Raw genomic sequence first — 25,335 nt, forward strand, 5'->3', positions numbered from 1 at the left:
CCGTACCGACGACGAAAGGAACGCACGTTGTCCGAGACACCCTGGCCGGCCGCCTTCGCGGACATCCTGGCCCGCCACCTGCCGCTGGCCGAGGGGCCGGTGCCCGGCGACGCGGCCCTGTCCGACCTGGGCCTGGACTCGCTCGGCACCGTCAGCCTGGTGATGGAGCTGGAGGACAGCCTCGACATCGCCATCCCGGACGAGCTGCTGGTGGCCGAGACCTTCCACACCGCGGCGACGCTGTGGGCCGCCACGTCGGACCTGCTGGCGCGGGCCTGACGATGGCCGGGTCCACCGCCACTCCGTTCGCCGACGCGGTGCTGCGCCTGCGCGGACGCGACCGGCCCGAGCTGGACGTCGCCTCCTTCCACGCGCTGCCGTGGTCGCAGGCGGCGCCCGGTCCGCTGCGGGACAAGTACCTCGACCTCTTCGGGTCCTTCCCCCTGGCCGACCTGACCTGCTCGGGAGTGGGGCTGGACTCGTTCTTCCGGCCGACCGGCCCGCTGGCCCGCGCACAGCGGCTGGCCGCCGACGCCTTCGGCAGCGACCACACGTACTTCCTCACCTGCGGCACCACGGCGGCCAACCAGGTCGCCATGGACGCGATCGACGCGCCGGGCCGGCGGATCCTGCTGGACCGCACGGCCCACCAGTCGCTGCACGCCGCGGCGGCCCGCGCCGCCGCCCAGGTCGACCACGCCCCGGCCGGCCCGCTGCTCGACGTCGACGCGCTGGCCGCTCGGTTAGCGGCCGCAGCGGCCGACGGCCGGCCGTACGACGCCGTCGTGGTGGGCGCCTCCACGTACGACGGCGTGCTGTGCGACGTGCCGGCGCTGGTGCGGATGTGCCGGGCCGCGAGCCCCGCCACCAGGACGTTCCTCGTCGACGAGGCGTGGTCGGCGATCAACGCGTTCCACCCGGAGCTGCGCGCGCTCGGTGGTCTGGCGGCGGCCCGGGCGTCGGCCGGTGAGGTCCGGATGCTGGTGACCCAGTCGGCGCACAAGTCCATGAACGCCGCCCGCCAGGGCTCCTACCTGCACGTCGTCGGCCATCCGGGATTCGTGGAGCAGGTCGGGGCGTGTCTTCGGGGCCGGCACACGACGTCGCCGAGCATCCCCATCCTGGCGTCGCTGGACCTGTGCCGGGCGCACGCCGAGGCCGACGGCGAGCGGCTGGTGCGCCGCGCCATCGAGCTGGCCGACGGCGTGCGGCGCGCCCTGGCCGACGATCCCGCGCTCAAGGCCGCCTTCGCGGCGGTCCCGCCGCCGGTCGGCCCGGCGCTGGTGGCGGACCCGACCAAACTGATGGTCGACGTGTCCCGGTTGGAGATGACCGGCGAGCAGGTCCGCGCCGCGCTGTTCGACCGGCACCGGATCTACGTCGCCCGCGTGGTGCGCGACGGCTTCCTGCTCAACTTCCACATCGGCGTCGACGGGGTGCGGGTCCGCCGCCTGCTCGACGCGCTGCGTGACCTGGCCGACCGGCCCGCGCCGCCGACCGGCGGCCCGTTTCCCGAGCCCGGGTCGGTGGTGACCCAGGCGATCGTGGCGTACCCGCCGGGCGTGCCGGTGGCCGTGCCCGGCGAGCTGTGGACCGCCGCGCACCGGCGGCACGTCGAGGACCTGCGCCGGGACGGCATAGACGTCTTCGTGCTGAAGGGATAGCGGGCTCAGCCGCCGACGCGCCGTTCGAAGGCGGCCGCGAGCTGCTGCCAGGTGTCCGCGTAGCCGCGGGCCAGCCGCGCCATCGCCGGCAGGCAGTGCCGCGGCGCGGCGCGCACGATGCCCTCCCACTCGGCACAGCCGAGCGCATGGGCGCTGACCAGCCGCAACAGCAGCCGGCCGGCCTGGCTGAAGCGCAGCGTGGGGTCGGTGTGCAGCGCCTCGGCGAGCCGGGCCCGCTCCGCCTCGGCGGAGCCGGCGGCCGGCGGTCGCGGCTCGGCCGGCACGGCGGAGCGGAACCGGTCAGGCACCGGATCGTCGCCGCGCAGCACGCGGTCCCGCACGTCCTTGGCCGTGCCGACGGAGATGCCGGCGATCCGGGCCACCTCGCGCAGCGGCGTGTCCGGGCGTTCGGCGAGCACCGTACCGGCCCGCCGTCGGCCGTCCGCGCTGTTCACCGGCCGGATCCGGCCGTCGCGGCCGATCCGGACGTTCAACTGCTGGGGCTGTTCGGTTGAACAGCGCCGGACCGCGGCCACGGTGGCCGCGCACAGGCCGGTCGCGGCGGCGACAGCGCGGTCCGACCACTGCGGATGCGACGCGACGATGCGCGCCGCGGCGGCCTGCCGCTCCGCCGAGGACAGCGGAAGGCCGTGTGAGACATTCGCCTGCACCGCGTGCAGGAAAGCCATTTCCGGGCTGTCATCGAAGAACCGGACGGCGATTTCCTCGTCGCCCCGAAGTTCCGCGGCACGCAATCGGTGCATGCCGTCGACCACTTTCATCGTGGCCCGATGCACGACAATGGGCGGCAAAGCCTCACCTAGTGCGGCGAGCGTGCGAACGTGTTGTTCGTTCTCGCCGGTGAGCCGGGGCGTGTCCGCGGGCCGCAGTTCGGCGATCGGCACCACCGTCACCGTGTCGTCCGCGCCGCTGTGCTCCGTCATCTGTCGCATCCCCCCTGGACGCACGAAATAGACGTCTCAGGCGCGGGCCCGGTCGAACTCGTCGCGGGCCCGCCTCAGCTGGCCCCAGCGGTCCTCCGACCAGCAGCGGATCTCGTCGATCAGCTCGATCAGCTCGCAGCCGACCGGAGTGAGCAGGTACTCGGTCAGCCGCGGATCGGTCAGCGGCCCCCGGACGAAGCCGTCCCGCTGGAGCGAGCGCAGCGTGTCGATGAGCACCTTGTGGCTGATGCCGGCCAGCCGCCGCTGCAGTTCGTTGAACCGCGCGCCGCCCTCGAGCACCGCCTCCAGCGTGAGCACGCCCCACCTGGTCGACAGCAGGTTGATCACCTGCGCGGTCGGCGTGCCGGTGAAGCGGACCGCCTCCGACGCCTTACGACAAGTCTCCATCGTTCCCCCCGGAACTGAGCATCCTACCGGACCCGCACCGCCGTGCGTGTCCACTGTCGACTCAACGATATGGACCAGACCATCATGCACAACCAACCACGACTTGTCCCCCCCAACCGGTCCCATGGGCACGTGCCGCCGCGCCCGGAGTCTGGCAGCCCACCACCGAGCGCGCCAGTATGCACCTGCAAGTACGCGGGTACCGGGAAGTACGTACTTTTCGTCCGTCCATCCCGAATGCCATAGTCGGCGACGACGCACCGACGGGCGCGGCGCCCGGCGCCGCCGCCACAACCGTCCACTCTGGACAATGCGGATTTCCGGCACTTTCGTTCCGAGGTTTGTTATGGACCAGCTCAGAGAAGAAGACCGAACACGGGTCGTGGTCTGCGACACCCAGCCGGTGATGCGCGAGGGCCTGCTGGCCATCGTCGCCCGCGACCCCCACCTGACCGTCGTCGGCACGGCGGCCACCACGGCGGAGGCGATCGACGTGGCCCGGCGCACCGAGCCGGAGATCGTGGTGGTCACGCACGAGCCGCCCGACGTGAACGGCATCGTGGTCGGCCGTGCGCTCACCGGGAACGGCCCGCCACCCGGCGTCGTGCTGTTGCTCAACGACGGTCGGCAGGAGACGCTGCTGGAGGCGTTGCAGGCGGGCGTGCGCGGCCTGCTGGCGAAGCGGACCGCCTCGCACGAGCTGGCGCCGGCCATCCGGACGGTCGCGTCCGGCTCGACGGTCCTCGCGCTGCCCGACGCGATCGGGCTGCTCGGCCGGCTGGTGCACCGGTTCCCGGTCGCGTTCGTCGGGCGCTCCCGCGAGCTGAGCGAGTTGACGCGACGGGAGATCGAGGTGCTCCAGCTGATCGCCAAGGGCCAGTCCAACCACCGCATCGCCCGCGACCTGTCGCTCAGTGAAGCCACCGTGAAGTCGCACGTCTATCACATGTGTCGCAAGCTCAACATCCGCGACCGGACCCAGGCGGTCATCCTGGCCTACGAGAGCGGCCTGGTGAAGGCGTGGGGCGCCTGAGGGCATCCGTCCCGGTGCTGAGTCCGAAGATCAGTCCGCGGCCCGACGACGCGGGGCCGGCCGCCCTGCCATTCTTCGGCCTGTCCACGAAAAAACGCCAGATCCGGGGGAAACAGCCATGCCCACAACGGTTCCGACGACCGGGCACTGACATTCCATGGACGACAACAAGGTTCTCCGGCTCATCCACGCCGCCGGGCTGCACGAGGCCGAACTGGTCGCGACCGTCGCCGAGCTCGGCCTGGCCGAGGTGGCCCGGATCCTGATCGACGAGGTGCTGTTCCGCGCGGCCGTCCCGCACAACCACTACCCCGTCGTGGTTCAGCTGACCATCGCCCACGAGGGCCGGCGCGTCGACAGCCAGCTGCGGGCCGTCGGCGGCAAGCCGTGGGAGCTGCTGCCGGTGGCGGCGGCGGACCAGCTCGTCGCGATGCGGATCGACTACGAGGCCCTCGACCTGATCCGCGCGGTGTTCGGCCCGGGCGAGGAGCGTTCCGTCGGCTATCGCACCACCTCCCTGCTGCCCTCGGGCTCCGCCGCCGCGCTGACCTCGGACGACCAGCGCATGAACTACCTCGGCGCGGCCACCCAGGCGGTCCAGTCGATCCTCGCGGCGTGCACCCGGGGCCGGCCGGACCTCGGCGAGCTGGCGACCCGGTACCACTCCGACAAGTACGGGCTGCTGCACTGGTTCACGCCGCACTACGAGCGCCATCTGGCCGGGCTGCGCGACGAGCCGGTGCGGGTGCTGGAGATCGGCATCGGCGGCTACAACTCGGCCTTCGGCGGCGGCTCCCTGAAGATGTGGAAGCACTACTTCCACCGCGGCCTGGTGTTCGGGATGGACATCTACGACAAGTCACACCTGGACGAGCAGCGCATCGTGACCATCCAGGGCGACCAGAGCGACCCGGACTCGCTGACCGAGATCGCCGAACGGCACGGGCCCTTCGACGTGATCATCGATGACGGCAGCCACATCAACGAGCACGTCCGCACCTCGTTCCGGGTGCTGCTGGCGCACCTGCGCCGAGGCGGCTTCTACGTCATCGAGGACCTCTGGACCTCGTACCAGCCGGGGTACGGCGGCGACCCGGACCCGCAGTCTGCCGCGGGCACCTCGCTCGCCCTGCTCAAGGACCTGATGGACAGCCTGCACTACGAGGAGCGGCCGCCCGGGCAGGAGCGCGAGCTGGTCTACTCCGACCTGCACGTCGGCGGTGTCCACGTCTACCACAACATCGCGTTCATCGAGAAGAAGCTGAACGCGGAGGGCGGCATCCCGCCCTGGGTGCCGCGGTAGCGCCGACCCGGAGAAGCCCCTTGCCACCGTGGCAGGGGGCTTCCTCAGTTGAGCCGCGCCGGCAGCGTGATCAGGCCACGGGCCAGACCGGTCGGCAGCCACTGCGCGGCCCGGTCGTCGAGGGCCAGCCCGGGAAGGCGGCGCAGCAGCGTGCCGATCGCGACCGCGCCCTGCAGCCGGGCCAGCGGCGCCCCCAGGCAGAAGTGGATGCCGTGCCCGAAGGCCAGGTGCTTGCCGTCGGACCGGCCGATGTCGAGCCGGTCGGCGTCGGTGAATCGGTCGCCGTCCCGGTTGGCGGCCGCCAGACCGACGCTGACCACCGCGCCGGCCGGAACAAGCGTGCCCGCGATGGTGATGTCCTCGGTGGCGACGCGGAGCGTGGCCCGGCCGAGCGGACCGTCGTGGCGCAGCACCTCCTCCACCACCGCCGGCAGCAGCCCCGGGTCGGCGCGGAGCGCGGCCAGCTGCTCCGGATGTCGCAGCAACGCGAGCATCGCGTTGCCGATGAGGTTGGTCGTCGTCTCGTGGCCGGCGATCAGCAGCAGCACGCACAGTTGGACCAGCTCGTCCTCGGACAGGCGATGCTCGCCGTCGCGGGCGCAGATCAACGCGCTGAGCAGGTCCGGCTGGGCGTGGGCGCTGCCGGACACCAACGGTCGCTTGGCGGCGACCAGCTTGGTGAAGTAGGCGGCCAGCCGCCGCGCCCGCGCCCGCGGACTGTCCCCGTCGCCGACCTGAAGCACCCGGGCGGCCCAGCCGCGCAGCGCGGCCCGGTGCGCCGGCGGCACCCCCAGCAGCTCGCAGATCACCAGCACCGGCAGGGGAAAGGCGAACGCGTCGATCAGGTCGACGGTGGCGCCGTGCTGGAACTCGTCGACCAGGCCGTCGGCGATCTGCTCGATCCGCGGCCGCAGCGACTCGACCCGCCGGGCGCTGAAGGCCGTGGTCACCAGTCGGCGCAGCCGGGTGTGGTCCGGCGGATCGCTGTTGACCATCGGCAGGAAGACGCCCTCGGCAAGGCCGGACGCCGCCCGGCGGGGATCCTTGGACAGGCGGGGGTCGCTCAGCGCCGCCTTCGCCTCGGCGTACCGGGTGATCAGCCAGTACTCGACGCCGTTCGGATCGCGCACCGGCACCACCGGCCCGGTTTCGCGCAGCCGGGCGTACGCGGCATGCGGGTCGGCGAGGAACTCACGGTCGTCGATCAGCACTGCGCCAACACCTTCTCGATGACGTCGGCGGCGGCCGGCGCGCCGCCGGCGCGGCGGATCTCGTCCCGCATGGCCGACGTGGACGTGTGCGCGGCCACGAACTCGACCGCCTGGCGGACCGTCTCGGCGCGCACCCGCTCCCGGTCCAGCCGCGCGCCGAGACCGAGCTGGACGATCCGGTCGGCGGTCGCCCGATGCTCGGCGATCTGCGGCACGACCACCATCGGCACCCCGGCATGCAGGCTCTCCATCACCGTGCCCATGCCGCCGTGGTTGACGAAAACCGTGGTGTGGGCGAGGACATCGGCCTGTGGCACGAACGCGTGCGCCTCGACGGCCGCCGGCAGCGGGCCGAGTTCGGCGGCCGTGACGCCGCCGCCGTGGGCGATCACGACGCGCCACGGCAGGTCAGCCATCGCGTCGATGCAGCTGCGGAAGAACCGCGGCTGCCGGTTGTGGAAGGTGCCCAGCGACACCAGCACGAGCGGCTCGGCCGGGTGCCGCGGCATCCACCTGCCGTGGAACGACCGCTCGCCGAGGCACGGACCGACGAAGTGCACCGAGTCGCCGAAGGTCTCCCCCGCGTACTGGAACGCCCGCGGCAGGTAGACCAACGCCGGCTCGGCCGGGTCTCCGGCGAGGAACTCCTCGACCGTCAGCGGCAGTCCCAGCCGCTCGATCAGCCCGCCTAGTCCCCGCAACACGGCCGCCGGATCGGCGACGCCGGCGGCGGTGTAGCCCGCCGCGAGCGACCAGTGCTCATTGGCGGCGAACGTGGGCATGCTCTGCACGGTGGGCACGCGCCAGCGCTCCGCGAGCAGCTTTCCCGTCCACCCGGACGGATCGTGCACGATCAGGTCCGGTTCGTCGCCGGCGAAGGCTCGCGCGGTCGGCGGCAACACCGCCACCGTCTCCCGCAGCGTGTTGCGCAGCACCCGGACGAAGTCGTCGGCCGTGAACGCCTCGCGGCGGGCGTAGCCGCGCATGTCGGCCGTGAAGGCCGCGGAACGGGTCGTGGTCTCGTACGGGATCGGCAGCGCGCCGGTGGCCGCGACCCGGTCGGCGAGTTCGGCGGTGATCGGGTAGCTGACCCGGTGGCCGCGCCGGACCAGCTCCGCGGCCACCGCGAGCGAAGGGTTGACGTGTCCGGCGAAGGGAATCACGAAGAACGCGATGTGCGCCATGGTCACGCCGCCTGTTCGACGAAGTCGGCGGCGGCGCGGGCGCCTCCGGCCGCGTGGATCTCCTGCCGCATCCACCGCAATCCGGCGTGCACGGCCTCGTCGGCCACGACCGCGTCGACGGCCCGTCGCAGCAGGCGCGGCGTCAGCTCGTCCGGCGCGATCAGCCGGCCCAGGCCGAGCGCCACCACCCGGTCCGCGGTGGCTCGGTGCTCGGCCATCTGCGGCACGACCACCGTCGGCACGCCGGCGGCCAGCCCCTCCATCACCGTTCCGGTGCCGCCGTGGTTGACGAACACGTCGGCATGGCGCAGCACATCCCGTTGCGGCACATAGGAGTGCAGCTCGGCGTGCGGCGCGATGCCGGCGAGCTCATCCGGCACCGGCCCGCCGAACGCCACCACGAGCCGCCACTGGCCGTCGGCGAACGCCTCCAGGCAACGGCGGAACGTCGCCAACTGTCGGTTGTGGACGGTTCCGAGCGAGACCAGCGCCACCGGACGGCGGTCGCCGGGCGGCCGCCAGGTCCCGTCCCTGCTTCCGACGCACGGGCCGACGAACCGGAATCGGTCGTCGAAGGTGTCACCGGCGTACTGAAACGCCCTCGGCACGTAGACCAGCGTCAGATCGCCTTCGCCGCCGAGGAACTCGTCGACACCGATGCCCGCGCCGCACCAGTCGAGCAACCGCGCGATGCCCCGGGTCAACGCGGCCAGCCCGGCATGCGGGCCGGCGGGGGTGGCGTGGCCGGCCGCGAGCGACCAGTGCTCGTTGGCGGCGAACACCGGCTGGCTGCGCAGCAACGGCACCCGGAGGCGTCGGGCCAGCAGCACGCCCGCCCAGCACGCGGGATCGGCCACCACCACGTCCGGCCGGTCCCGGTCGAACGCCGCGGCGAACGCCGGCAGCGTGGCCACCGCGTCGGCCAGCTGCCAGCGCAGGTGCCGGGCCAGATCGTCGGCGGTGAACGAGGTACGGTCGGCGAAGGCGGTCGCCGGCTCGCTGCCCAGCACCGTCCGGTACGGCACGGCGACCGCGCCGGCGCGGCGGACCCGGTCGGCGAACTCCTCGCTCGTGGTGTAGCTGACCCGATGGCCGCGGGCCACCAGCTCGGCGGCCACCGCGAGCGTCGGGTTGACGTGCCCGGTGAACGGGATGACGAAAAAGGCGATGTGCGCCATGGGTCTTTCAGCCTCCGCCCGCGCCGGTCACCACGTCCGCGGCGGCGGCGGCCCCGCCGGCGCGCCGGATCGCCGCTCGCATACTGTCGACTCGCATCCGAATGTCCTTGTCCTGCGCCACCGAGTACACGGCCGCTCGCAGCGTGTCCGCGGTCAGCCCGCGGCCGAGCTGTCGTCCCAGCCCCAGCTCGTCGATGCGGTCGGCGTTGGCCCGCTGCTCGGACATCTGCGGCACGGCCACGATCGGCACCCCGAAGTGCAGGCTCTCCATGCTGCTGCGCATGCCGGCCTGGCTGACGAACGCCGTGGCGTGCCCCAGCACGTCGAGCTGGGGCACGGACCGGCGCAGTTCGACGTGGGCCGGCGCCGGTCCCAGGTCGGCCGGATCCGTGCCCGCGCCGACGGAGATGACCGCGCGCCAGTCCGATTCGGCGAACGCCTCGACGCACGTGCGATAGAAGTCCGGACGTCTGTTGTGGACGGTTCCCAGCGACACCAGCACCGTCGGGCGTCCGTCGTCCGGCGGCGACCACGCTCCGGCGCCGGGCGGCACGCACGGGCCGACGAAGTGGAACCGGCAGCCGAAGGTGTCGCCGGCGTACTGGAACTCCCTGGGCAGGAAGACCAGCGTCGGCTCGGCCCCGCTGCCCAGCAGGACATCCTCCACCGAGAGGTCCGACCGCAGCCGCGCCAGCAGTGCCGCGACGCCGCCGATCACCCTGCCCAGCGCCGGGTTTCCCGGTCGCACGTCGGTGTGGGCGTCGGCGAGCGACCACTGGTCGCCCATGGCGAACGTGGAACGGCTGGCCACGGCGGGAATCCCCAGCCGGTGGGCCGCCAGCCGCCCGGCCCACCCGGTCGGATCGTCGTACACGACCACGTCCGGCGGGTCGTCGGCGAAGGCCCGGGTCAGTTGAGGCAGCACCGTGACGGCCTCGGTGAGCAGTCCCGCGACGAGGTCGGCCAGGTCGTCGTCGGTGAAGGCCGGCCGCGCCGGGCGGGCCGCCTGCTCGGCCAACGCCATCGTGGTGCGGTAACGCACCGCTCGCGCGCCGACACGGGCCACCGCCCCGGCAAACTCGTCGGTGACGGCGAAACTGACCCGGTGGCCGCGATCGACCAACTCGGCCACCATGCCCAGCGGCGCGTGCACGTGGCCGGCGTCCGGGATCGCGTAGCAGGCTACGTGCACGGCTGACGGGCCTCCTCCAGGGCGAGCTCGACGACGTCGGCAGCGGCCGACGCGCCACCGGCGGCGTCGATCTGACGCCGCATGTCGGCGACGCGGGCGCGGACGCCGGCGTCGGACGTCACCGCGTCGACCGTGCGCGCCAGGGCATCCACATCGTCCAGCCGGGCGCCCAGCCCCAGCTCGACGATCCGGTCGGCATTGGCCCGCTGCTCCGGCATCTGCGGCGCCGCCACCACCGGCACGCCGGCGTGCAGGCTCTCCATCACGCTGCCCATGCCCGCGCTGCTGACGAACACGTCGGCGCGCTTGAGCACGTCCAGCTGCGGCACGAACGGGTGCGCCTGGACGTTGCCCGGCAGCGGGCCGAGCGCGGCGGGATCCAGCCCGCCGCCGAGCGCGATGACGGCGTGCCAGTCGGTGTCGGCGAAGGAGTCCACGCAGCGTCGGAAGAACTCCGGCCGGTTGTTGTACGCGGTGCCCAGCGACACCAGCGCGAGCCGGCTGCCGGCCGGCGGCGGCTGCCAGCGTCCGTGGCGGCCACGGGGCCCGAGACAGGGCCCGACGAAGTGGGTCCGCGGGTCGAACGTGTCGCCGGCGGGCTGGAAAGCCCGCGGCAGATAGACCAGGGTCGCCCGGCCGCCCCGCTCGGTGAAGAACTCGTCGGCGCCCAGGTCCACGCCGAGCCGTTCGATCAGCCGGCCCAGCCCGGCGTGCACCGCCGCGAGCCCGGCGGACGAGCCGTCGCCGCCGTAGTTCCGGCCGAGCGACCAGTGCTCGTTGCCGGCGAAGGTGGGCACGCTGCGCACGGTCGGGACGGCCCAGCGGGCCGCCAGCAGCCGGGCGGCCCAGCACGGCGAGCTGTGCACGACCAGGTCGGGCCGGTCGCGGTCGAACTCGGCGGCCAGTGTGGGCAGGTTGGCCACCGCCTCGGCCAGCCGGCCGTGCTGGATGCGGGCCAGGTCCGTGCCGGCGAATCGGTCCCGGTCGGCGAAGGACGCCTTGTCCCGGCCGAAGAAGGACTTCATGGTGGCGGTGTAGCCGACCCGCCGCGCGCCGGCCAGCGCCACCCGGTCGGCGAACTCGTCGGCGGCCGCGTAGCTGACCCGGTGACCGCGGCGCACCAGCTCCTCGACCACGGCCAGGGTCGGGTGGACGTGGCCGGCGTCGGCGATGGCGAAGAAGGCCACATGGGCCATGGAGATCCCTGCCTCACAGTAGTTCCGACCGCACCAGGTGCACGGTCGCGAGCGGGTGCGCCGGCTCGAAGCCGTACCGGGCCCAGGCCCGCTGGCCGGCGATGTTGTGCCCCTGGGTGGGGCTGACCAGGAAGTCCGCGCCCAGCTCCGACGCGCGGTCCTCGACCGCCGCGATGAGCCGCGGGTACACCGCGCGGCCGCGGGCGGCCGGCGCCACCGCGGCCAGCAGCAGTTCGACCCGGTCGTCGTCCCGCTCCCAGGTGATCGCACCCAGTGGCCCGCGTCCGTCGTGCACGGCGATGGCGTGCCCGGACTTCGCGCTGCGGCACGCCCAGTCCGGATAGGCCACCGCGGACAGCGCGGGGTCGAACAGCGGGTTGGCCGCGTAGTGGTTGGCGTAGCCGGCGAAGCCGGTGGCCATCAGGTCCGCCACCATGTCCGGGTCCGGCTCCGCGACCACCGCGATCTCTTCCGACGGTGCGGGCCGCCGGCCGCCACCGACCCGGAGCCGCCAGTACGTCAGCGTGTCCGCGAAGATGGCGGCCCTCCCCGGCACGGCCCGCAGGCCCGCGAACCACGTCACGTTGCCGGCGGGATACCGCAGCACTACCACGTCCGCCGTGCTGTCCCGGGCCACCGCGAGGACCTCCTCCAGGCCGGCCGTCGAGGTCGCGGACACCGTGACGCGCGTGACGCCCACCCCGAACCGTTCGCCGTCCAGCGGCGAGTCCCGGACCGTGAGCCCCGGCGTCAGCACGGATTCCCGCCAGCTCATCGGCTCACCTCGAAGGACAGCACGGCGTCGACCACCTGGTCCACATCGGACGGAGTGAGCCCGGCGTGCAGTGGGAGCCGCAGCAGCCGGTCGGCGATCCGTTCCGTCACCGGGCAGCCGGCGGCCGTGGTCCGGCCGAACCGCTGGCCGCCGGCGGACGTGTGCAGCGGCTGGTAGTGGAACGCTGCCAGCACGCTGCGGCGCTCGAGGTGCGCGAGCAGGGCCTGCCGGTTGGCGAGGTCGGGCAGCAGCAGGTAGTACAGGTGCGCCGGGTGGGCGCAGCCGTCCGGCACGGTCGGCTGGCCGATGCCCTGCTCCGCCGCCCAGCGGGCCAGCCGCGCGTGATACGCGGACCAGGCGGCGTGCCGGCGGCGCTGGATGTCGTCGAATCCCTCCAGCTGCGCGGTGAGGAACGCGGCGAGCAGTTCGGACGGCAGGAAGCTCGACCCGACGTCGACCCAGGTGTACTTGTCCACGACGCCGCGGAAGAACTGCCCGCGGTTGGTCCCCTTCTCTCGGATGATCTCGGCGCGGGAGGCGAGGTCGAGATCGTTGACGAGCAGGGCGCCGCCCTCGCCGCACTGGACGTTCTTGGTGGCGTGAAAGCTCTGCGTGGCAAGGGCGCCGAGCGAGCCGAGCGGGCGGCCGCGGTAGCTGCCGCCCAGGCCGTGCGCGTTGTCCTCGACGACGGTGAGGCCGTGCCGGGCCGCGACGGCCAGGATGGCGTCCATCTCGCAGGCGACGCCGGCGTAGTGCACGACGGCGATCGCCCGGGTCCGCGGGGTGATGGCGGCCTCGATCAGCCGCTCGTCGATGTTCAACGTGTCCGGGCGGCAGTCCACGAACACCGGCACGGCGCCGCGCAGCACGAACGCGGTGGCCGTGGACACGAACGCGAATGACGGCACGATCACCTCGTCGCCGGGCCGCAGGTCGAGCAGCAGGCCGCACATGTCCAACGCGCTCGTGCACGAGCAGGTCAGCAGCGTCCGGCCGGCGCCGGTCAGCTCGCCGATCAACGCGGCCGCGCGCGCGGTGAACGGCCCGTCGCCGGACAGCGCGCCGGCCATCGCCGCACCGAGGTACGCGTGTTCGCGACCGGTGAGAAAAGTGCCGTTCAGGCTGACGACCGAATTCACGTTGAGCACACAAAAATGCTATCAACGCCCCGGCCGCAATCGAAGACTGAAATTCAGAATCCGACTCAGGTATGAGCAGCGTCAGCCGAGGGGCGGAATTTTGCGGTCACTCCAACAACGCCGGACGGAGCGCCGAAACCAGCCGGAGAGCCGTAGCACGGCGCAGACTCAACCGGCATTCTCGATGCCAGGCCGAGGCCAGAAGGGACACGGCCGGTTACACCACAATTTATTTCGGAGGTATCCATGTCGGACGCTTCGCTGTTGGCCGTCGATCTCGCGGACCTCGACGACCTCACCGTCGACGACCTGCTGGCGGGCGACAGCACGGACATCAGCCCGAAGATGGAGGCGTGCTGCTGCTCCTGGTGCGGCTGCTGATTTCTGCCGTCCGGCGGTCTTCACCCGGGACCGCAGGTCAGGGTGTTTCCCGGGGCGTTCCCCTCACCCCGGGAAACACCCACCTGCCGGCCCCGTTCCGGCATTAAGGGGTGCTCCGGTCCGATGCGTGTGCTGCTCGCCTCATGGGGATGGCCTTCGCACTATTTCCCGCTCGTCCCCACCGGCTGGGCATTCCGGTCGGCCGGGCACGACGTGCGGGTGGCCACCCAGCCCGGGCTGGTCGACGTCGTGCTGAATTCCGGCCTGCCCGCGGTCGCGGTCGGCCGGGACATCGACGTGCCCGATATCGTGCGCAAGGCGCGCGAACGCCTGGCCCCCGGGGCCCGGCCCGCGGCGCCGTTCTTCTTCGATCCCTATCTGGCCGCCGCCGAATCGATGGTCGACGACCTGCTCCGGCGGGCCGAGTCAGAGCGACCGGACCTGGTGGTCTACGAGCCGACGACATATGCGGCCCCGCTGGTCGCCGCGCGACTGGGAATTCCGCGCGTCCGGCAGTTGTGGGGGCCGGACTTCCTGTGGCAGCTGCGTGACCGTGAACGCGCGGCACTCGCCCCGCTGGCCGAGCGCCTGGGGCTCGACGGCATCAGCCCCGCGACCGACGACACGCTCGACCCCTGCCCGGCGGGCATGCGGGTGGCCACGGAGTATCGCCGCCATCCGGTGCGTTACGTGCCCTACAACGGCAACGCCGCCGTCCCGGACCTGCCGCCGCGTGGCGACCGCCCCCGGGTGTGCGTGACCATCGGCAGTACCCTGCCCAAGATCGGCGGCCAGCCCGACTCGCTCGGCGAAACCCTTGCCGCACTTGCGGATTTTGACGTCGTCCTGGCCACCTCGGCACCGCCGTCGACGGCCGTGCCGCCGCACGTGACGGTGATGGAGTCCGTGCCGTTCACCGCGCTGCTGCCCACCTGCGACGTGCTCGTGCACCAGGGCGGGCCCGGCACGATGATGACCGCGCTCGCCCTCGGAGTGCCGCAGCTCGTGCTGCCCTCCTTCCTCCCCGAGCAGCCCTTCTACGCCGACAAGATCGTCCGCCAGGGCGCCGCGCTGGCGCTGCGTCCCGCGTCGGCGACCGCGACGGCGGTCGCCGACCGGGTCGCCCGGCTGGTTCGGGACCCCGCGTTCCGGTCGGCGGCCGCACGCCTGCGCGCCGAGAACGACGCGCTGCCCAGCCCCGCCGACGCGGTGTCCGCCCTGGCCCACAACGGGAGTAGCCATGTCCTCTGATGCCCGGTGGAATCCGCGGGCGAACGCCGCCCCGCCGTTCGGCGCCCGCCGGCTGCTTCTGCTCGTCACCGGCTCGTCGGCGGCGGTGTTCCTGCCGCCGTGGCTGAGCTGGCTCTGCTTCGGCTACCCCGACCTGGAGTGCAAGGTCGTGCTGACCAGGTCCGCGCAGCACTTCGTGACCGCCGAGGGCCTTCGCCCGCTCGGGCCGTCCGAGGTGCTCGCCGACGACTGGTCCCCCGCGTCTCGGGACCGTTCGCTGCACGTCGAGCTCGCCCAGTGGCCCGACGCGGTGGCGGTCTACCCCGGCAGCATGAACTTCCTCGCCCGCTTCGCCCTCGGCGCCGTGGACACTCCCGCCCTGCTCGCGCTCCAGTGCACGACCGCCCCGATCGCCATCGCGGCGGCCCTGCCGCCCGGCGGTTGGGACTGCGCCGCCATGCTCCGCCACCGCCGCGAGCTGGCCGATCGTCCCAACGTCGCCGTGCTGCCGCCGGTGCCCGGCCGCAGCATGACCACCGGCCAGCAGAACGGGAACCAGCCGGGTTCCCTGCCGGAGCTGATCACCCTGCTGGAGCGCACCCGCACAGCCCTGGCGAGCTGACACCCGGCGGCGCTAGCCGGCCGCAGCCTCCACATGGTCCGCCGCCGCCGCGGCGCCGCCACTCGCCCGCATCTCCGCCCCCATCGCCGCGAGCCGTTCCCGGGTCGCGGCGTCCTCGGCGACCGCGAGCACGGCCGACCGCAACGCCTCGGCGGTGGCCCTGCGCACACTCAACGCCCGGCCCAGCCCCAGCTCCACGAGCCGGCGGGCGTTGGTCACCTGCTCGGGCAGCCTGGGCACCGCAACGACCGGAACGCGCAGGTACAACGCCTCCATCAGGCTGTTCATCCCGGCATGCGTGACAAAGGCCCGTGCCGTCGACAGCAGCTCCATCTGCGGCACCCACGGCAGTGCCGTGACGTTGCGTGGGAGCGGGCCGAGCGCCGCGGCATCCGTGCGGGAGCCCACCGACATGACCACCTCCCAGTCCAGGTCGGCGAAGGCGTCGGCGCATGTCCGGTAGAACTCGGGATGGGCGGTGTTGATCGAGCCGAGGGAGACCAGGAGCAGCGGCCGCCGTCCGTCCGCGCGCGCCCGGGCTGCTGGCGGATCGGCGAGGCACGGGCCGACGAAGGAGTAGCCGGCGCCGAACTCGTGGCCGGCGGGCTGATAACTCCGCGGCAGCAGCACGATCCCACCGTCGAAGCCGGCGGCGTAGTGCTGCTCCGCCGTCCGGTCGATGCCTTGGCGCCGCAGGAACTCCGTCAGGGTGGTCAGCAGCCGCGAGACGTCCTGGTGCCCGTGGCCGTACCGGGCGGTCCAGTGCGTGCGGGACGCGAGGAACGACCACACCTGCACCTGTGGGATGTCCCATCGCGTGGCCAGCAGCCGCAGCGCGGACGCGGGATCCTCGGACACCACCACGTCCGGCCGGTCGGTGGCGAAGGCGGCCGCCAGTTCGGGCAGCGTCGCGATGGCCTCGTCGAGCAACAGCAGCGGCAGGCCGAAGAAGTCCTTGGGCCAGGCCCGCGGGTCACGCGGCAGCCGGGACCGGTAGCCGACCGGCCGCGCGCCGGCCGCGGCGACCCGGTCGGCGAACGCGTCCGTGACCGCGTAGCTGACGCGGTGTCCCCGGCGCCTGAGTTCGGCGACGATGCCCAGCATCGGACCGACATGACTGGTCGTCATGCCGGTGGCGAAGGCGATGTGCACGAGGCATGCTCCATTGTGGTCGTGTCCGGCAGCCGGTATAATTGGTCTATGCCATTGCCCGAGGCGGTCCGGGAACGCTGCCGCCGCTTCCTGCGGCCCGGTGACCGGATCCGATACGTGTTCCCCGCGATGAGCCTGTCCATCGGCCGGTCCGCGGGCACCGCGCCGTTCCTGGTCGTCGTCGGTGAGGCCGAGGTGCTGGTGCTGGGCTGCGGCGTCTTCCGGCGCAACAACCCCAAGTCGGTCTGGGCCCGGCACCCGGCGACGGTGCGGCTGGGCCCGGTGGAGACCGGCGGCTCGCTCAAGCCCACCATCAGGCTCGGCGAGCTCGTGCTCGAACTGGACGAGGAGTACGCCGCGGTGGTGACCGCCGCGGACGCCGAACGGCTCAACACCGACCAGCTTCCCGCGGATCCGTTCCCCGACCTGTGAACGTGACCGGCACCGCGTCGAGCCGGTGCAGCACGCTGACCTGACGCCACCGCAGCTCGTACGGCGGGCAGCCCAGCGCGAGATCGGGAAAGCGCCGCAGCAGGCCGTCGACGGCGACCCGCGCCTCCATCCGCGCCAGCGGCGCGCCGAGGCAGAAGTGGATGCCGTGCCCGAAGGCGAGGTGGCGCCGGTCGGGCCGGGTCACGTCGAGCCGGCTCGGGTCCCGGAACCGCCTCGGGTCGCGGTTGGCCGCCGCAAGTCCGATGTGGACCATGCTGCCGGCGTGGACCGGCGCCCCGCCGAGGTCGAGGTCCTCTGCGGCGATGCGAACGGCGGTCTGGCCGGCCGATCCCTCGTAGCGGAGCAGTTCCTCCACCAGGGCCTCGGGATCCGCGCCCCGCATGCGATCCGGCTCACGCAGCAGCACGGCCACGCCGTTGCTGATCAGGTTGGTCGTGGTCTCCAACCCCGCCATCACCAGCACCACGCACAGCGCGCTCAGCTCACGCTCGCTGAGCCGGTCGTCGGCGGTGACGAGGGCGCTGAGCAGGTCGTCACCGGGCGTCTCCCGCTTGGCGGCCACCAGCCGGGCGAAGTAGGCCCGGATCCGGCGTGCCCGCTCGCGCGGCGGCAGCGGCGCGCCGCGGACACCCAGCGTCCGGGCGGCCCAGGTGGCGAACGCGTCGCGGTCGCCGGCCGGCACGCCGAGCAGCGCGCAGAGGACCCGCACCGACAGCGGGAAGGCGAATTCCGATACCAGTTCGGCGGTTCCGCGGGGCGCCATGTCGTCCAGCAGCGTGCCGACGACGCGCCGCACCTCGGGCCGCAGCCGCTCGACCCGAGCCGGGGTGAACGTCCGGGACAGCAGCCCGCGCAGCCGTGTGTGGTCCGGCGGATCGCTGTTGATCATCGGCAGGAACGTGTCGTCGCCGTCGTCGACCAGCCCGGTGTGCCGGGGATCGTTGGACAGCCTGCGGTCGGTGAGCGCCGAGCGAGCCAGGTCGTAGCCGGTCACCAGCCAGTACTCGAAGCCGTCCGGCGTGCGGATCCGATGCACCGGGCCGATCTCGTGCAGCCGCGCGTAGATCTCGTCGGGACGGGTGAGCAGGTCGGCCGGCGCGATCTCGATCGCCTCGGCGCGGTGTCCGGTCAGCCCCATGCGCCGAGCTTGACAGTGGATCCGCCCCCGGTCTTCAGTCCCGAGGCTGAATCCGGCCAGGAGTTCAGGTATCGGTCCAGCAGCGCCGGCAGGTGACGGACCCCGAAGTCGATCGCCGCGAATTCGGGCACCAGCTCGTGCAGCCGGCTCACATCGGCGACGGTCCGTCCGGCCCGGCCGGGCACCGCGATCCGCCGGGGCCGCACCCCCAGCCGCCGCTCGATCTCGGTCACGATCCGCTCCACCGGCTCCGGCGTCGCGGAGGCGACATTCACCGTCTGGCAACGGGTCTCGGCCAGCAGCCGGTCCACGGCGAGGACCAGGTGCCGCACGTCGAGCAGGTCGCGATGAGCTCCACTGTGGATGGACACGACGCCGGAACGCACCTGGGCGGCCAGGAACGGCATCATCTGCCAGGGTTGCTGGGCGCGCCCGACCAGGTGACTGATCCGCAGGATCAGCCACGGCACGCCGGAGTCCCGGACGACGGACTCCATCGCGAGCTTGTGCCAGCCGTACGCACTGACCGGGTGCGCCGGCTCGTCCTCCGTCCGTGGCTCGCCGGTCGCGCCGTACAGCGCCGCCGAAGCCGTCGAGCAGAAGACCACCGTGTGCCCGAGCGCCCGGCACTCCCGCAGCGTCGCCAGCACGAGTTCGCGCTCCCGGGCGAACTCGGCGTCGTCGGTGACGGACGTGCTGGACACGCCGGCGGCGATGACCGTCACCTGGGGATGACGGTCCCGCAGCGCGCCCAGCTCACGCGCGATGAAGCCGGTGCCGATGATCCTCATGCCACCCGCCACCCTCCGGTGATCGCCATCTCCCGGACCTGCTCGGCCAACTCGACAGTGCGCACCGCATGCGCGCACCACCGGGCCTCGGCCGGGTGCCGCGCCGACCGGCCGGCGAGCACGGCATCGGCGAAGGATCCGACGGCCGCGGCGATCTGATCGGCCGGCTCCAGGGGCACGGCCTCATCCTCGATTCGCAACACCGGCCGCCAGTCCGCCGGCGGCGTGTACGCGCGGTCCAGTCGTGCCGCCGCGGCAGTGCCGTGCAACGAGTACGAACATTCGTAGCTGTGCTCGAAACCGAAGCCGATGGTCGCCAGAACGCCGTCCTTGGTGACGAGCAACGCCTGACCGGCCACGTCCACGCCCCTGCGGTCATCCACCAGCAGGCTCGCGCCGACCACCCGGATATCCCCGCCCAGCAGCAACTGGGCCGCCCGCAGTGGGTAGACGCCGACGTCGAGCAGCGCGCCGCCGCCCAGCTCGCGGCGGTAGCGAACGTCGTGCGGCGGCAGCGGCGGAATGCAGAACGAGCCATGGAAGGCCCGCAGCCGCCCGAGCCGCCCCGCCGCGAGCAACTCACGGACCTGAGCGTGCTGGGGGTGGTGGGGAAAGAGGAAGTTGTCCCGCAGCAGCAGCCCGTGATTCGCGGCCAGGCGCACCAGTCGTCGGGCGTCCCAGGGCCGCAGCGCCAGTGGCTTCTCCGCCAACACGTGCTTTCCCGCGCGCAGCGCCGCCTCGATCCACCGGGGGCGGAGGGCGAGCGGCAGCGGCAGGTACACCACGTCGATGTCGTCACGGCCGAGCAATTCATCGTAACCCGTTGCCGCACAGCGGAACTCGGCCGCGAAGCGGGCCGCCTTGGCCGGCTCGCGGCTGGCCACTGCGGCCACCTCCGTCCGCGGATGTGCCCGCAACGCCGGCAGCATCCGCCGCCACGCGAAGGAGGCGCACCCCAGCACCCCGAAGCGCACGACGCCGGTCACCGCAGGCTCCGCAGACACGCGACCAGCGTCCGCGCCTCGACGTTGAGGTAGTGGCTGTGTCGCAGCAGCCCGGTGAGCTGGTGCACGGTCAGCCAGCGGAAGTCGTCTCGGCCGGCGGCCGGCTCGTCGTCCACCTCGATGATCAGGTACCGGCCGCGCGCGTGGTGGAACCGCCCGCCCTCCTCGGACAGCTCGGCGTCGAACAGCACCTGCTCCGGCCGCCGCCCCAGTACGAGATCCAGCAGGGGCGGCCGATCCAGCCGGGTGTAGTTGTCCGGCGTGCACTGCACCGTGGGGGCGAGTTCGACGGCGTCGAGGTAGCCGGGTTCGACCCTCGCGTTGACCAGCGCGTGCAGCACCCCGTCGATTCGCCGCACCAACAACGCGATGACGCCGATGCCGTGCGGTTCGAGCAGCGGCTGGGTCCACGAGCCGACCTCGCGGCTGTCGGCCCGCACGTCGACCGCCACGACGCTGAAATGCAGGCCCTGTTCGTGCGAGATGGCCATGTCCGACCGACGCCAGCAGCGGACGTCGACGAGCGGGATCGGCGTGGTGACCAGCTCGATCTCGCTGTGTTTGGCGGTGATCCAGCTGAGCACGTCGGTCGTGCTGTGCAGGCTGCCGAATCGGGGGTCGCAGGACCTGCGGACGGCTGCCGCGACGTCGTCACCGCCCGGCATGCCGGGCGCGGCGTCGGGCAGGCAGGACAGCACCGTCCGGGCATCCATGTTCACCAGGTTGTCCACGCGCAGCAGCTCGTGCAGCTGGCCGACGGTGAGCCAGCAGAAGTCCGGCCCGGCGTCGACCTCCGGCCCGACCTCCACCACCATGTTGCGGTTCCGCTTGCGGTAGAACCACGATCCCTGTTCGGACTGCAAAACATCCGCGAGCACGCGGCCCGGTGCCACCGCGCGGAAGTGCGCCAGGTACGGGACCGCGGCTCCGCCGTGCGCGCCGGTGTAGTTGCTCCTGGTGGCCTGCACGGTCGGCGAGAGCTGCACCTTGTTGACGTTGCCCGGCTCGGCCTTGGCCTGCATCAGGCAGTGCAGCACGCCGCCGATGTCCCGCACGGCGATGCCCAGCACGCCGATCTCCGGCTGACTGATGATCGGCTGCGTCCACTGCCGGACCGGGCCGGCGCCGCCGCGCACCGCCAGCCCCATCACCGTGAAGAACCGGCCGGTGTGGTGGCCGAGGTTGCCGGTCGCCGGGTCGAACCCCCAGCCGCGCAGCTCGTCGAACGGGATCCGCCGCACCTCGTGGACCTGGGCTCGGCAGCGTTCGGCGTACCAGGCGTGGAACTCGGCGGTGCTGGTGGCGACGCCGTCCGTGGCCAGCGCGGACTCCGCGATGCGCCGCGCCAGGTCGGATTCGGCGCTGCGGGACAGGGTTGCGGTCATCGGGCGGCTCCTTCCAGGCTGGGCACGAAGTCCGCGGGCTCCAGCGCGCCCGCGACGGCGGCGACGAACATCGCCGTCGCGCTCCGGTCGGTCTGCATCCAGCGCAGCCGGTTCAGCTGCTCCTGCGGCACCTCCAGCCGTCCGAAGTCCAGTGTGGACCGGTAGCCGTCGGCCATCTCCTCGTCGCGTCGGGCGGCGAACCGGCGTAGGGCGGCGTCATCCAGGCCTGCCGCGGTCAGCTCGTCGGCCAGCACGGCGGCCTGGCGGAGGGCGTTGGTGATACCGGTGCCGACGATGGAGTCCTTGCTGTGCCCGGCGTCGCCGACCAGCACCCAGCCCGGTCCGGCCGCGCGACGGAAGAAGTTGTGCTGGCTGCCGCTGCCGCGCAGCCGCTCGACCGGCCGGCTGCCGGCCATCCGGTCGGCGAGCTCCGGCGCGGCCGCGCGGATGCTGTCCAGGTACGCACTCATCGGGTCGTGCCGGATCCGGGCGAACTCCGCCTGCGGGAAGTAGCTGACGACCATGGTGAGCCCGTCGTGCGTCCGGGCGGCGCCGAGATGGCCGCCGTCGCGGGCGTACAGCTCGAAGTCGGTCGGCAGGTCGGCCCAGTAGGAGTAGTAGACGCAGGTCAGCCGGGGGTGCTCGGTCTCGATCGGCGCGCCGGCGAACCGGGCCACCGACGACCGCATGCCGTCCGCGCCGACTACCAGCGCCGCCCGGACGTGCCCTTCGGGACCGGTGTGGGAGCGGTAGCGGACGCCCGTGATGCGGTCGCCGTCGGCCAGCAGCCCCACCACCGTGCAGCCCGGGCGGAAGTCCACCCCGGCGTCCACCGCCGCCCGCACGAGAAGGTCGTCCAGCACGCGCCGGCGCGGCGAGTAGATCCCGCGCAGCCGCTCGGTCGCCGGCACCTCGCCGGCCAGCCGCACGGTGTCGCCGGCGTGGTAGACGAGCCGGGTCATCGTGGGGCACCCGCCGTCCAGTAACGGATCCAGCAGTCCCCATTCATCCAGCAGCCGCATGCCCGGACGGGTCACGTGATGCGTACACAGGGTGTCGCTCGGAAAGTCCACGCGATCCAGCAACAACACCCGGAATCCGGCGCGGGCCAGCAGCAGCGCGGTCGACGCGCCCGCGCAGCGCGCTCCCACCACAACGACGTCACACCGGTCGGCGCTCACAGTTCCCCCTGTGGATCGGTACGTTCCGGCTGGCAGTAGCCGGCGGTCACCACCACGAGCGGCAGTCCTTCGTCGACCCCGAGCGCCCGAGCCATCGCCGTGACGTCGAAGTCGCAGTGCACGTGGCTGTCCATCCCCATGGCGGCAGCCGCCAGGCACACCCGCTGGGCGAGAATGCCCGCCTCGATGTTCCGCATCCGGTACCAGCGATCGCCGTGCGACCGCAGCCCGCGTTCGTAGTCGCCGACAGGCACGACCGTCACGGCCGCGGTGCGGAATTCCTCGGCCAGCATGGCGCTCTGCGCGGCCGGGGCGAGCGGACCGCCCGCCGTCGGCACCAGCCCCCGGTCATACCGCCACGTACCCGACGCCTGGAGGTAGATCGTCGAGGGATCGGCGGCGACCGGGTCAGCCGGGACCGGGCGGTTCACGATGTCCAGCAGGCGATCCAGGTCGGCGCTGGGCACTGGCCGGCGGTTGAAGCGGTGGACGGTGCGGCGGCGCTCGGCCCCGGGCAGCGGTTCCGGCGGCGTGGTGTCCAGCGGGACGCCCGGCCGCGTCGACGCCAGTCGCGCCGCGGCGTGCAGCCGGGCGACATCCGCCAGTGCCGGAATGGTGTCGATCGCCGGCACGGCCGCCAGCTCGGCCGGTGCAGGCCCCGACCAGTCGGCCGACTCCCCTGCCGCGCCGGCGTTTCGAGTCAGCGTCACCGCCGCGTACACCGATTCCACGTACGGTTGCAGACCCAGCAGCTGGTCCAGTCGGTCGTCGTCGAACCGGAGGTGCACCCGCGCCCGATAACCGTGCGCCGAGGCGACGGCCAGTGTCTGACCGATGAGGACGCCGGCGTCCAGGCCCTGCAACCGGTAGCCGAACGGACCGTACTTCACGCAGTTGCGCCAGAACACCGTGCTCAGCAGCAAAACCAGCTCGGGTCGGCCCTCGGGCGGATCGACGAGGCAGTCGGCCAGCAGCGACCGCCCGTCGCCGGCGCGAAGCTGGTCGAGCCAGTGATGCGCGGGATCGTAGTGGTGCAGGCCGTCGCCGGTCGCGACGTACACCTCGATCGGATACCGCGCCCCGGAGGAAGGCGCTCGGCGGCCGGCGACCAGTTCGCCGCCGTCCGCCGCCGGCATCCACCGCATCCTGGTGAGGCCGTTGATCTCGCGTAGCATCCGGCCGAGTTCGCTGTCACCGAAGGGAACCCTCCCGGCCGCGGGATAGCGCTTGTACACGCCGGGCAGTCCGCGGGTGTCCGCGACGCCGGGCGCGCCGCGAGGTTGGTGCGGCCCGTCGAGGAAAGCGCGGGCGAGGGTCATCGGGCTCCTCCGACGAACGGGATCGGCATCTGGTAGCGGGCGCTGGGCCCGGCCGTGCCGACGACGATCTGGAACAGCGGCTGCCAGGCGGTCGGCAGCCCCAGCTCGGCCGAGATCTCCGCGGCCGGATAGCCGTTGTGCACCCGGCCGGCCAGCGACCGCGTCGCGGCGAGCACGCAGATCCGCTGGGCGACGATGCCGGCTTCCTGGTTGAGCACCCGGAAGCTGCGGTCGCCGAGCCGGCGCTGGGCCTGCTCCTGGTCGGCCACGAGGAAGGCGACGAAGTTCGCGGTGCGGTAGTTCACGTTCGACGACCGGAGCCGGCCCGCCAGCGTGCCGCGCCGCCGCACGGGGGTCAGCCGCCCGTCCTGCAGCCGGTAGATGCCCGGCTCGCCGTCGGACGGCGTGATGGCCCATACGTAGCAGGCGACCGGCGGACAAGCGCCGGGCGCTACCGCGTCACTGACGTGCGGGCTCAGGGCCGGCGCCACGATCTCCTCGACCGTATGCAGGGTGATCGGCCGGCGCACCGGGTTGAACGCCGGGCCGCCGGAACGCCGGGCTCGCAACACGTCCGCCAGGTTCGGCACGGTCAGCGGCTCGGCCTCGACGGCCGGACTGTCCAGTGTGGAGCGTATGGCGAGATCGGTCCGGCGGCTGGCGGCGTCGATCTCGATCAGCGGTCCGCACGTCCGGGGATCGAGGAATCCCGTTGCGGCGGGCTCGATCACCGGCGGTCGCGCGGGGGCCGCCAGCATCGGCCGCGGGCCGGGATAGAGCGCCACCACGCTCATGGCGCTTTCCGCCGGCCAGTCCAGGCCGAGCAGCCGCTGCAAGTCGGCGTCGACGAACTGATGGTGCACATGTCCGTGCCGGCCCTGCGAGCCGGCGACCAGCAGGGCGTTGCCGACGGTCATGCCGACTTCCTGTGCGCACAGCCGATACGCGTAGTCGCCGTAGCGAAATGCAGTACGCCAGAACACCGACGCGAACACCAGCACACAGTCGGCGCCGGCGAGGTCCGCGCCGACGGCGGCCCCGAGGGCGTCGACGGCCACCCCGGCCCGCACCAGCACGAGGGCGTGGTGTGCGGCGTCGTACGCGTAGAGGCCGGCCGGCAGCCGTCCCGTTTCCGGCAGCCAGCAGTACAACTCGGTCGGGAAGAAGCACCGCGCGGACGGAACCAGCCGGTGGTACGGCCACATCGCCAGCGGCCCCAGCTCCAGCCGGGACACACCGTAGGTGTAGTGCAGCAGCTCGGACAGCCCATCGGTCAGCCGGCTCGCCGGCGTCGGCAATGGAAAGCGCGGCAGGCCCCGCCACGCCGTGAACCGCGCGGGCTCGTCGGGATCGCCCTCGTTGCCGTACTTGCCGCGCAGACCCGGCAGCGTCCCGAACTCGTGGAGCGTCCGGCGCCAGTAGCGCTCGCCCGTGCTCGTCATCGTCCGGCCT

The 25,335-nt window shown here is 72.7% G+C and carries 25 protein-coding genes; 8 read left to right on the forward strand and 17 right to left on the reverse strand.

Translation table 11 applies throughout. The annotated features are described in order from the left end of the window. The first annotated feature begins 27 nt into the window (after positions 1 to 27). Together BCF44_RS58755 and BCF44_RS40245 are read left to right on the forward strand one after the other, a co-directional pair. Entirely contained in the window at positions 28 to 279 is a 252-nt protein-coding gene (locus BCF44_RS58755; protein WP_116179763.1) for a phosphopantetheine-binding protein, read from the forward strand. A gap of 2 nt (positions 280 to 281) precedes the next feature. Next, a complete protein-coding gene (locus tag BCF44_RS40245; protein WP_116179764.1) occupies positions 282 to 1,664 on the forward strand; it encodes an aminotransferase class I/II-fold pyridoxal phosphate-dependent enzyme in 1,383 nt (460 codons plus the stop codon). A gap of 5 nt (positions 1,665 to 1,669) precedes the next feature. On the opposite strand, the gene BCF44_RS40250 is transcribed toward BCF44_RS40245, so the two are convergent. Beyond that, the gene (locus tag BCF44_RS40250) at positions 1,670 to 2,608 is read right to left on the reverse strand and encodes a ParB/RepB/Spo0J family partition protein (protein ID WP_170218001.1); all 939 of its coding nucleotides are present in this window, start codon (positions 2,606 to 2,608) and stop codon (positions 1,670 to 1,672) included. Between the two features lie 36 nt (positions 2,609 to 2,644). Continuing rightward, a complete protein-coding gene (locus tag BCF44_RS56015) occupies positions 2,645 to 3,016 on the reverse strand; it encodes a winged helix-turn-helix transcriptional regulator (RefSeq protein WP_170218002.1) in 372 nt (123 codons plus the stop codon). Positions 3,017 to 3,362: 346 nt separating this feature from the next. Here BCF44_RS56015 and BCF44_RS56020 point away from each other — a divergent pair, with 346 nt between their 5' ends. Both BCF44_RS56020 and BCF44_RS40260 read left to right on the forward strand, forming a co-directional pair. Next, on the forward strand, positions 3,363 to 4,049 hold the full coding sequence (locus tag BCF44_RS56020) for a LuxR C-terminal-related transcriptional regulator (RefSeq protein WP_170218003.1): 687 nt from the start codon (positions 3,363 to 3,365) through the stop codon (positions 4,047 to 4,049). Between the two features lie 157 nt (positions 4,050 to 4,206). Beyond that, entirely contained in the window at positions 4,207 to 5,352 is a 1,146-nt protein-coding gene (locus tag BCF44_RS40260) for a class I SAM-dependent methyltransferase (protein ID WP_116179766.1), read from the forward strand. Between the two features lie 44 nt (positions 5,353 to 5,396). On the opposite strand, the gene BCF44_RS40265 is transcribed toward BCF44_RS40260, so the two are convergent. The 7 genes from BCF44_RS40265 to rffA are packed head-to-tail and all read right to left on the reverse strand — an operon-like array spanning position 5,397 to position 13,236. After that, complete coding sequence (locus BCF44_RS40265; protein ID WP_116179767.1) at positions 5,397 to 6,563, reverse strand: cytochrome P450 family protein; 1,167 nt, start codon at positions 6,561 to 6,563, stop codon at positions 5,397 to 5,399. Then, on the reverse strand, positions 6,557 to 7,747 hold the full coding sequence (locus BCF44_RS40270) for a macrolide family glycosyltransferase (protein ID WP_116179768.1): 1,191 nt from the start codon (positions 7,745 to 7,747) through the stop codon (positions 6,557 to 6,559). Before BCF44_RS40270 ends, BCF44_RS40265 begins: the two co-directional genes overlap by 7 nt. A gap of 2 nt (positions 7,748 to 7,749) precedes the next feature. Then, entirely contained in the window at positions 7,750 to 8,925 is a 1,176-nt protein-coding gene (locus BCF44_RS40275; RefSeq protein ID WP_116179769.1) for a macrolide family glycosyltransferase, read from the reverse strand. A 7-nt stretch (positions 8,926 to 8,932) separates the two neighbouring features. Then, the gene (locus BCF44_RS40280) at positions 8,933 to 10,117 is read right to left on the reverse strand and encodes a macrolide family glycosyltransferase (RefSeq protein ID WP_211353447.1); all 1,185 of its coding nucleotides are present in this window, start codon (positions 10,115 to 10,117) and stop codon (positions 8,933 to 8,935) included. Then, a complete protein-coding gene (locus tag BCF44_RS40285; protein ID WP_116179770.1) occupies positions 10,108 to 11,313 on the reverse strand; it encodes a macrolide family glycosyltransferase in 1,206 nt (401 codons plus the stop codon). The genes BCF44_RS40280 and BCF44_RS40285 overlap by 10 nt, the downstream gene beginning before the upstream one ends. A 13-nt stretch (positions 11,314 to 11,326) precedes the next feature. Then, positions 11,327 to 12,088 carry a GNAT family N-acetyltransferase gene (locus BCF44_RS40290; protein ID WP_116179771.1) on the reverse strand — a complete coding sequence of 254 codons (762 nt, stop codon included), beginning with the start codon at positions 12,086 to 12,088 and terminating at the stop codon, positions 11,327 to 11,329. Further along, positions 12,085 to 13,236 carry a dTDP-4-amino-4,6-dideoxygalactose transaminase gene (rffA, locus tag BCF44_RS40295; protein ID WP_211353448.1) on the reverse strand — a complete coding sequence of 384 codons (1,152 nt, stop codon included), beginning with the start codon at positions 13,234 to 13,236 and terminating at the stop codon, positions 12,085 to 12,087. Before rffA ends, BCF44_RS40290 begins: the two co-directional genes overlap by 4 nt. Before the next feature lie 237 nt (positions 13,237 to 13,473). On the opposite strand from rffA, the gene BCF44_RS58760 reads away from it, so the two are divergent. The 3 genes from BCF44_RS58760 to BCF44_RS40305 all read left to right on the forward strand — a co-directional run bounded on the left by BCF44_RS58760 (position 13,474) and on the right by BCF44_RS40305 (position 15,460). Next, the gene (locus BCF44_RS58760; RefSeq protein ID WP_281283198.1) at positions 13,474 to 13,608 is read left to right on the forward strand and encodes a hypothetical protein; all 135 of its coding nucleotides are present in this window, start codon (positions 13,474 to 13,476) and stop codon (positions 13,606 to 13,608) included. A 123-nt stretch (positions 13,609 to 13,731) separates the two neighbouring features. After that, a complete protein-coding gene (locus tag BCF44_RS40300) occupies positions 13,732 to 14,859 on the forward strand; it encodes a nucleotide disphospho-sugar-binding domain-containing protein (RefSeq protein WP_116179772.1) in 1,128 nt (375 codons plus the stop codon). Continuing rightward, complete coding sequence (locus tag BCF44_RS40305; protein ID WP_116179773.1) at positions 14,849 to 15,460, forward strand: flavoprotein; 612 nt, start codon at positions 14,849 to 14,851, stop codon at positions 15,458 to 15,460. The genes BCF44_RS40300 and BCF44_RS40305 overlap by 11 nt, the downstream gene beginning before the upstream one ends. Positions 15,461 to 15,472: 12 nt before the next feature. Here the strand turns inward: BCF44_RS40305 and BCF44_RS40310 are convergent, their stop codons facing one another. Next, positions 15,473 to 16,612 (reverse strand): macrolide family glycosyltransferase, encoded by a 1,140-nt coding sequence (locus tag BCF44_RS40310; RefSeq protein WP_116179774.1) that lies wholly within the window; start codon positions 16,610 to 16,612, stop codon positions 15,473 to 15,475. 48 nt (positions 16,613 to 16,660) lie between these two features. Between BCF44_RS40310 and BCF44_RS40315 the strand changes: the two genes are divergently transcribed. Then, positions 16,661 to 17,044 carry a hypothetical protein gene (locus tag BCF44_RS40315; protein WP_116179775.1) on the forward strand — a complete coding sequence of 128 codons (384 nt, stop codon included), beginning with the start codon at positions 16,661 to 16,663 and terminating at the stop codon, positions 17,042 to 17,044. Here BCF44_RS40315 and BCF44_RS40320 read toward each other — a convergent pair. The 7 genes from BCF44_RS40320 to BCF44_RS40350 are packed head-to-tail and all read right to left on the reverse strand — an operon-like array spanning position 17,001 to position 25,325. After that, positions 17,001 to 18,203 carry a cytochrome P450 family protein gene (locus BCF44_RS40320; RefSeq protein WP_116179776.1) on the reverse strand — a complete coding sequence of 401 codons (1,203 nt, stop codon included), beginning with the start codon at positions 18,201 to 18,203 and terminating at the stop codon, positions 17,001 to 17,003. The two genes, BCF44_RS40315 and BCF44_RS40320, sit on opposite strands and share 44 nt — an antisense overlap. Next, on the reverse strand, positions 18,194 to 18,994 hold the full coding sequence (locus tag BCF44_RS40325; RefSeq protein WP_147328813.1) for an NAD-dependent epimerase/dehydratase family protein: 801 nt from the start codon (positions 18,992 to 18,994) through the stop codon (positions 18,194 to 18,196). The genes BCF44_RS40320 and BCF44_RS40325 overlap by 10 nt, the downstream gene beginning before the upstream one ends. Beyond that, on the reverse strand, positions 18,991 to 19,998 hold the full coding sequence (locus BCF44_RS40330; RefSeq protein ID WP_211353449.1) for a Gfo/Idh/MocA family protein: 1,008 nt from the start codon (positions 19,996 to 19,998) through the stop codon (positions 18,991 to 18,993). Before BCF44_RS40330 ends, BCF44_RS40325 begins: the two co-directional genes overlap by 4 nt. Beyond that, positions 19,977 to 21,383: an NDP-hexose 2,3-dehydratase family protein gene (locus tag BCF44_RS40335; protein WP_116179779.1), complete on the reverse strand. Its 1,407-nt coding sequence runs from the start codon at positions 21,381 to 21,383 to the stop codon at positions 19,977 to 19,979. The genes BCF44_RS40330 and BCF44_RS40335 overlap by 22 nt, the downstream gene beginning before the upstream one ends. Next, positions 21,380 to 22,564 (reverse strand): NAD(P)/FAD-dependent oxidoreductase, encoded by a 1,185-nt coding sequence (locus BCF44_RS40340; protein ID WP_116179780.1) that lies wholly within the window; start codon positions 22,562 to 22,564, stop codon positions 21,380 to 21,382. The genes BCF44_RS40335 and BCF44_RS40340 overlap by 4 nt, the downstream gene beginning before the upstream one ends. Continuing rightward, complete coding sequence (locus tag BCF44_RS40345) at positions 22,561 to 23,883, reverse strand: SagB family peptide dehydrogenase (protein WP_116179781.1); 1,323 nt, start codon at positions 23,881 to 23,883, stop codon at positions 22,561 to 22,563. The genes BCF44_RS40340 and BCF44_RS40345 overlap by 4 nt, the downstream gene beginning before the upstream one ends. After that, positions 23,880 to 25,325, reverse strand: a complete 1,446-nt coding sequence (locus BCF44_RS40350) for a SagB family peptide dehydrogenase (RefSeq protein ID WP_116179782.1) — start codon at positions 25,323 to 25,325, stop codon at positions 23,880 to 23,882. Before BCF44_RS40350 ends, BCF44_RS40345 begins: the two co-directional genes overlap by 4 nt. Between the last annotated feature and the right edge of the window lie 10 nt (positions 25,326 to 25,335).

The organism is Kutzneria buriramensis (assembly GCF_003387475.1).
GTDB classification, from domain to species: Bacteria; Actinomycetota; Actinomycetes; order Mycobacteriales; family Pseudonocardiaceae; genus Kutzneria; species Kutzneria buriramensis.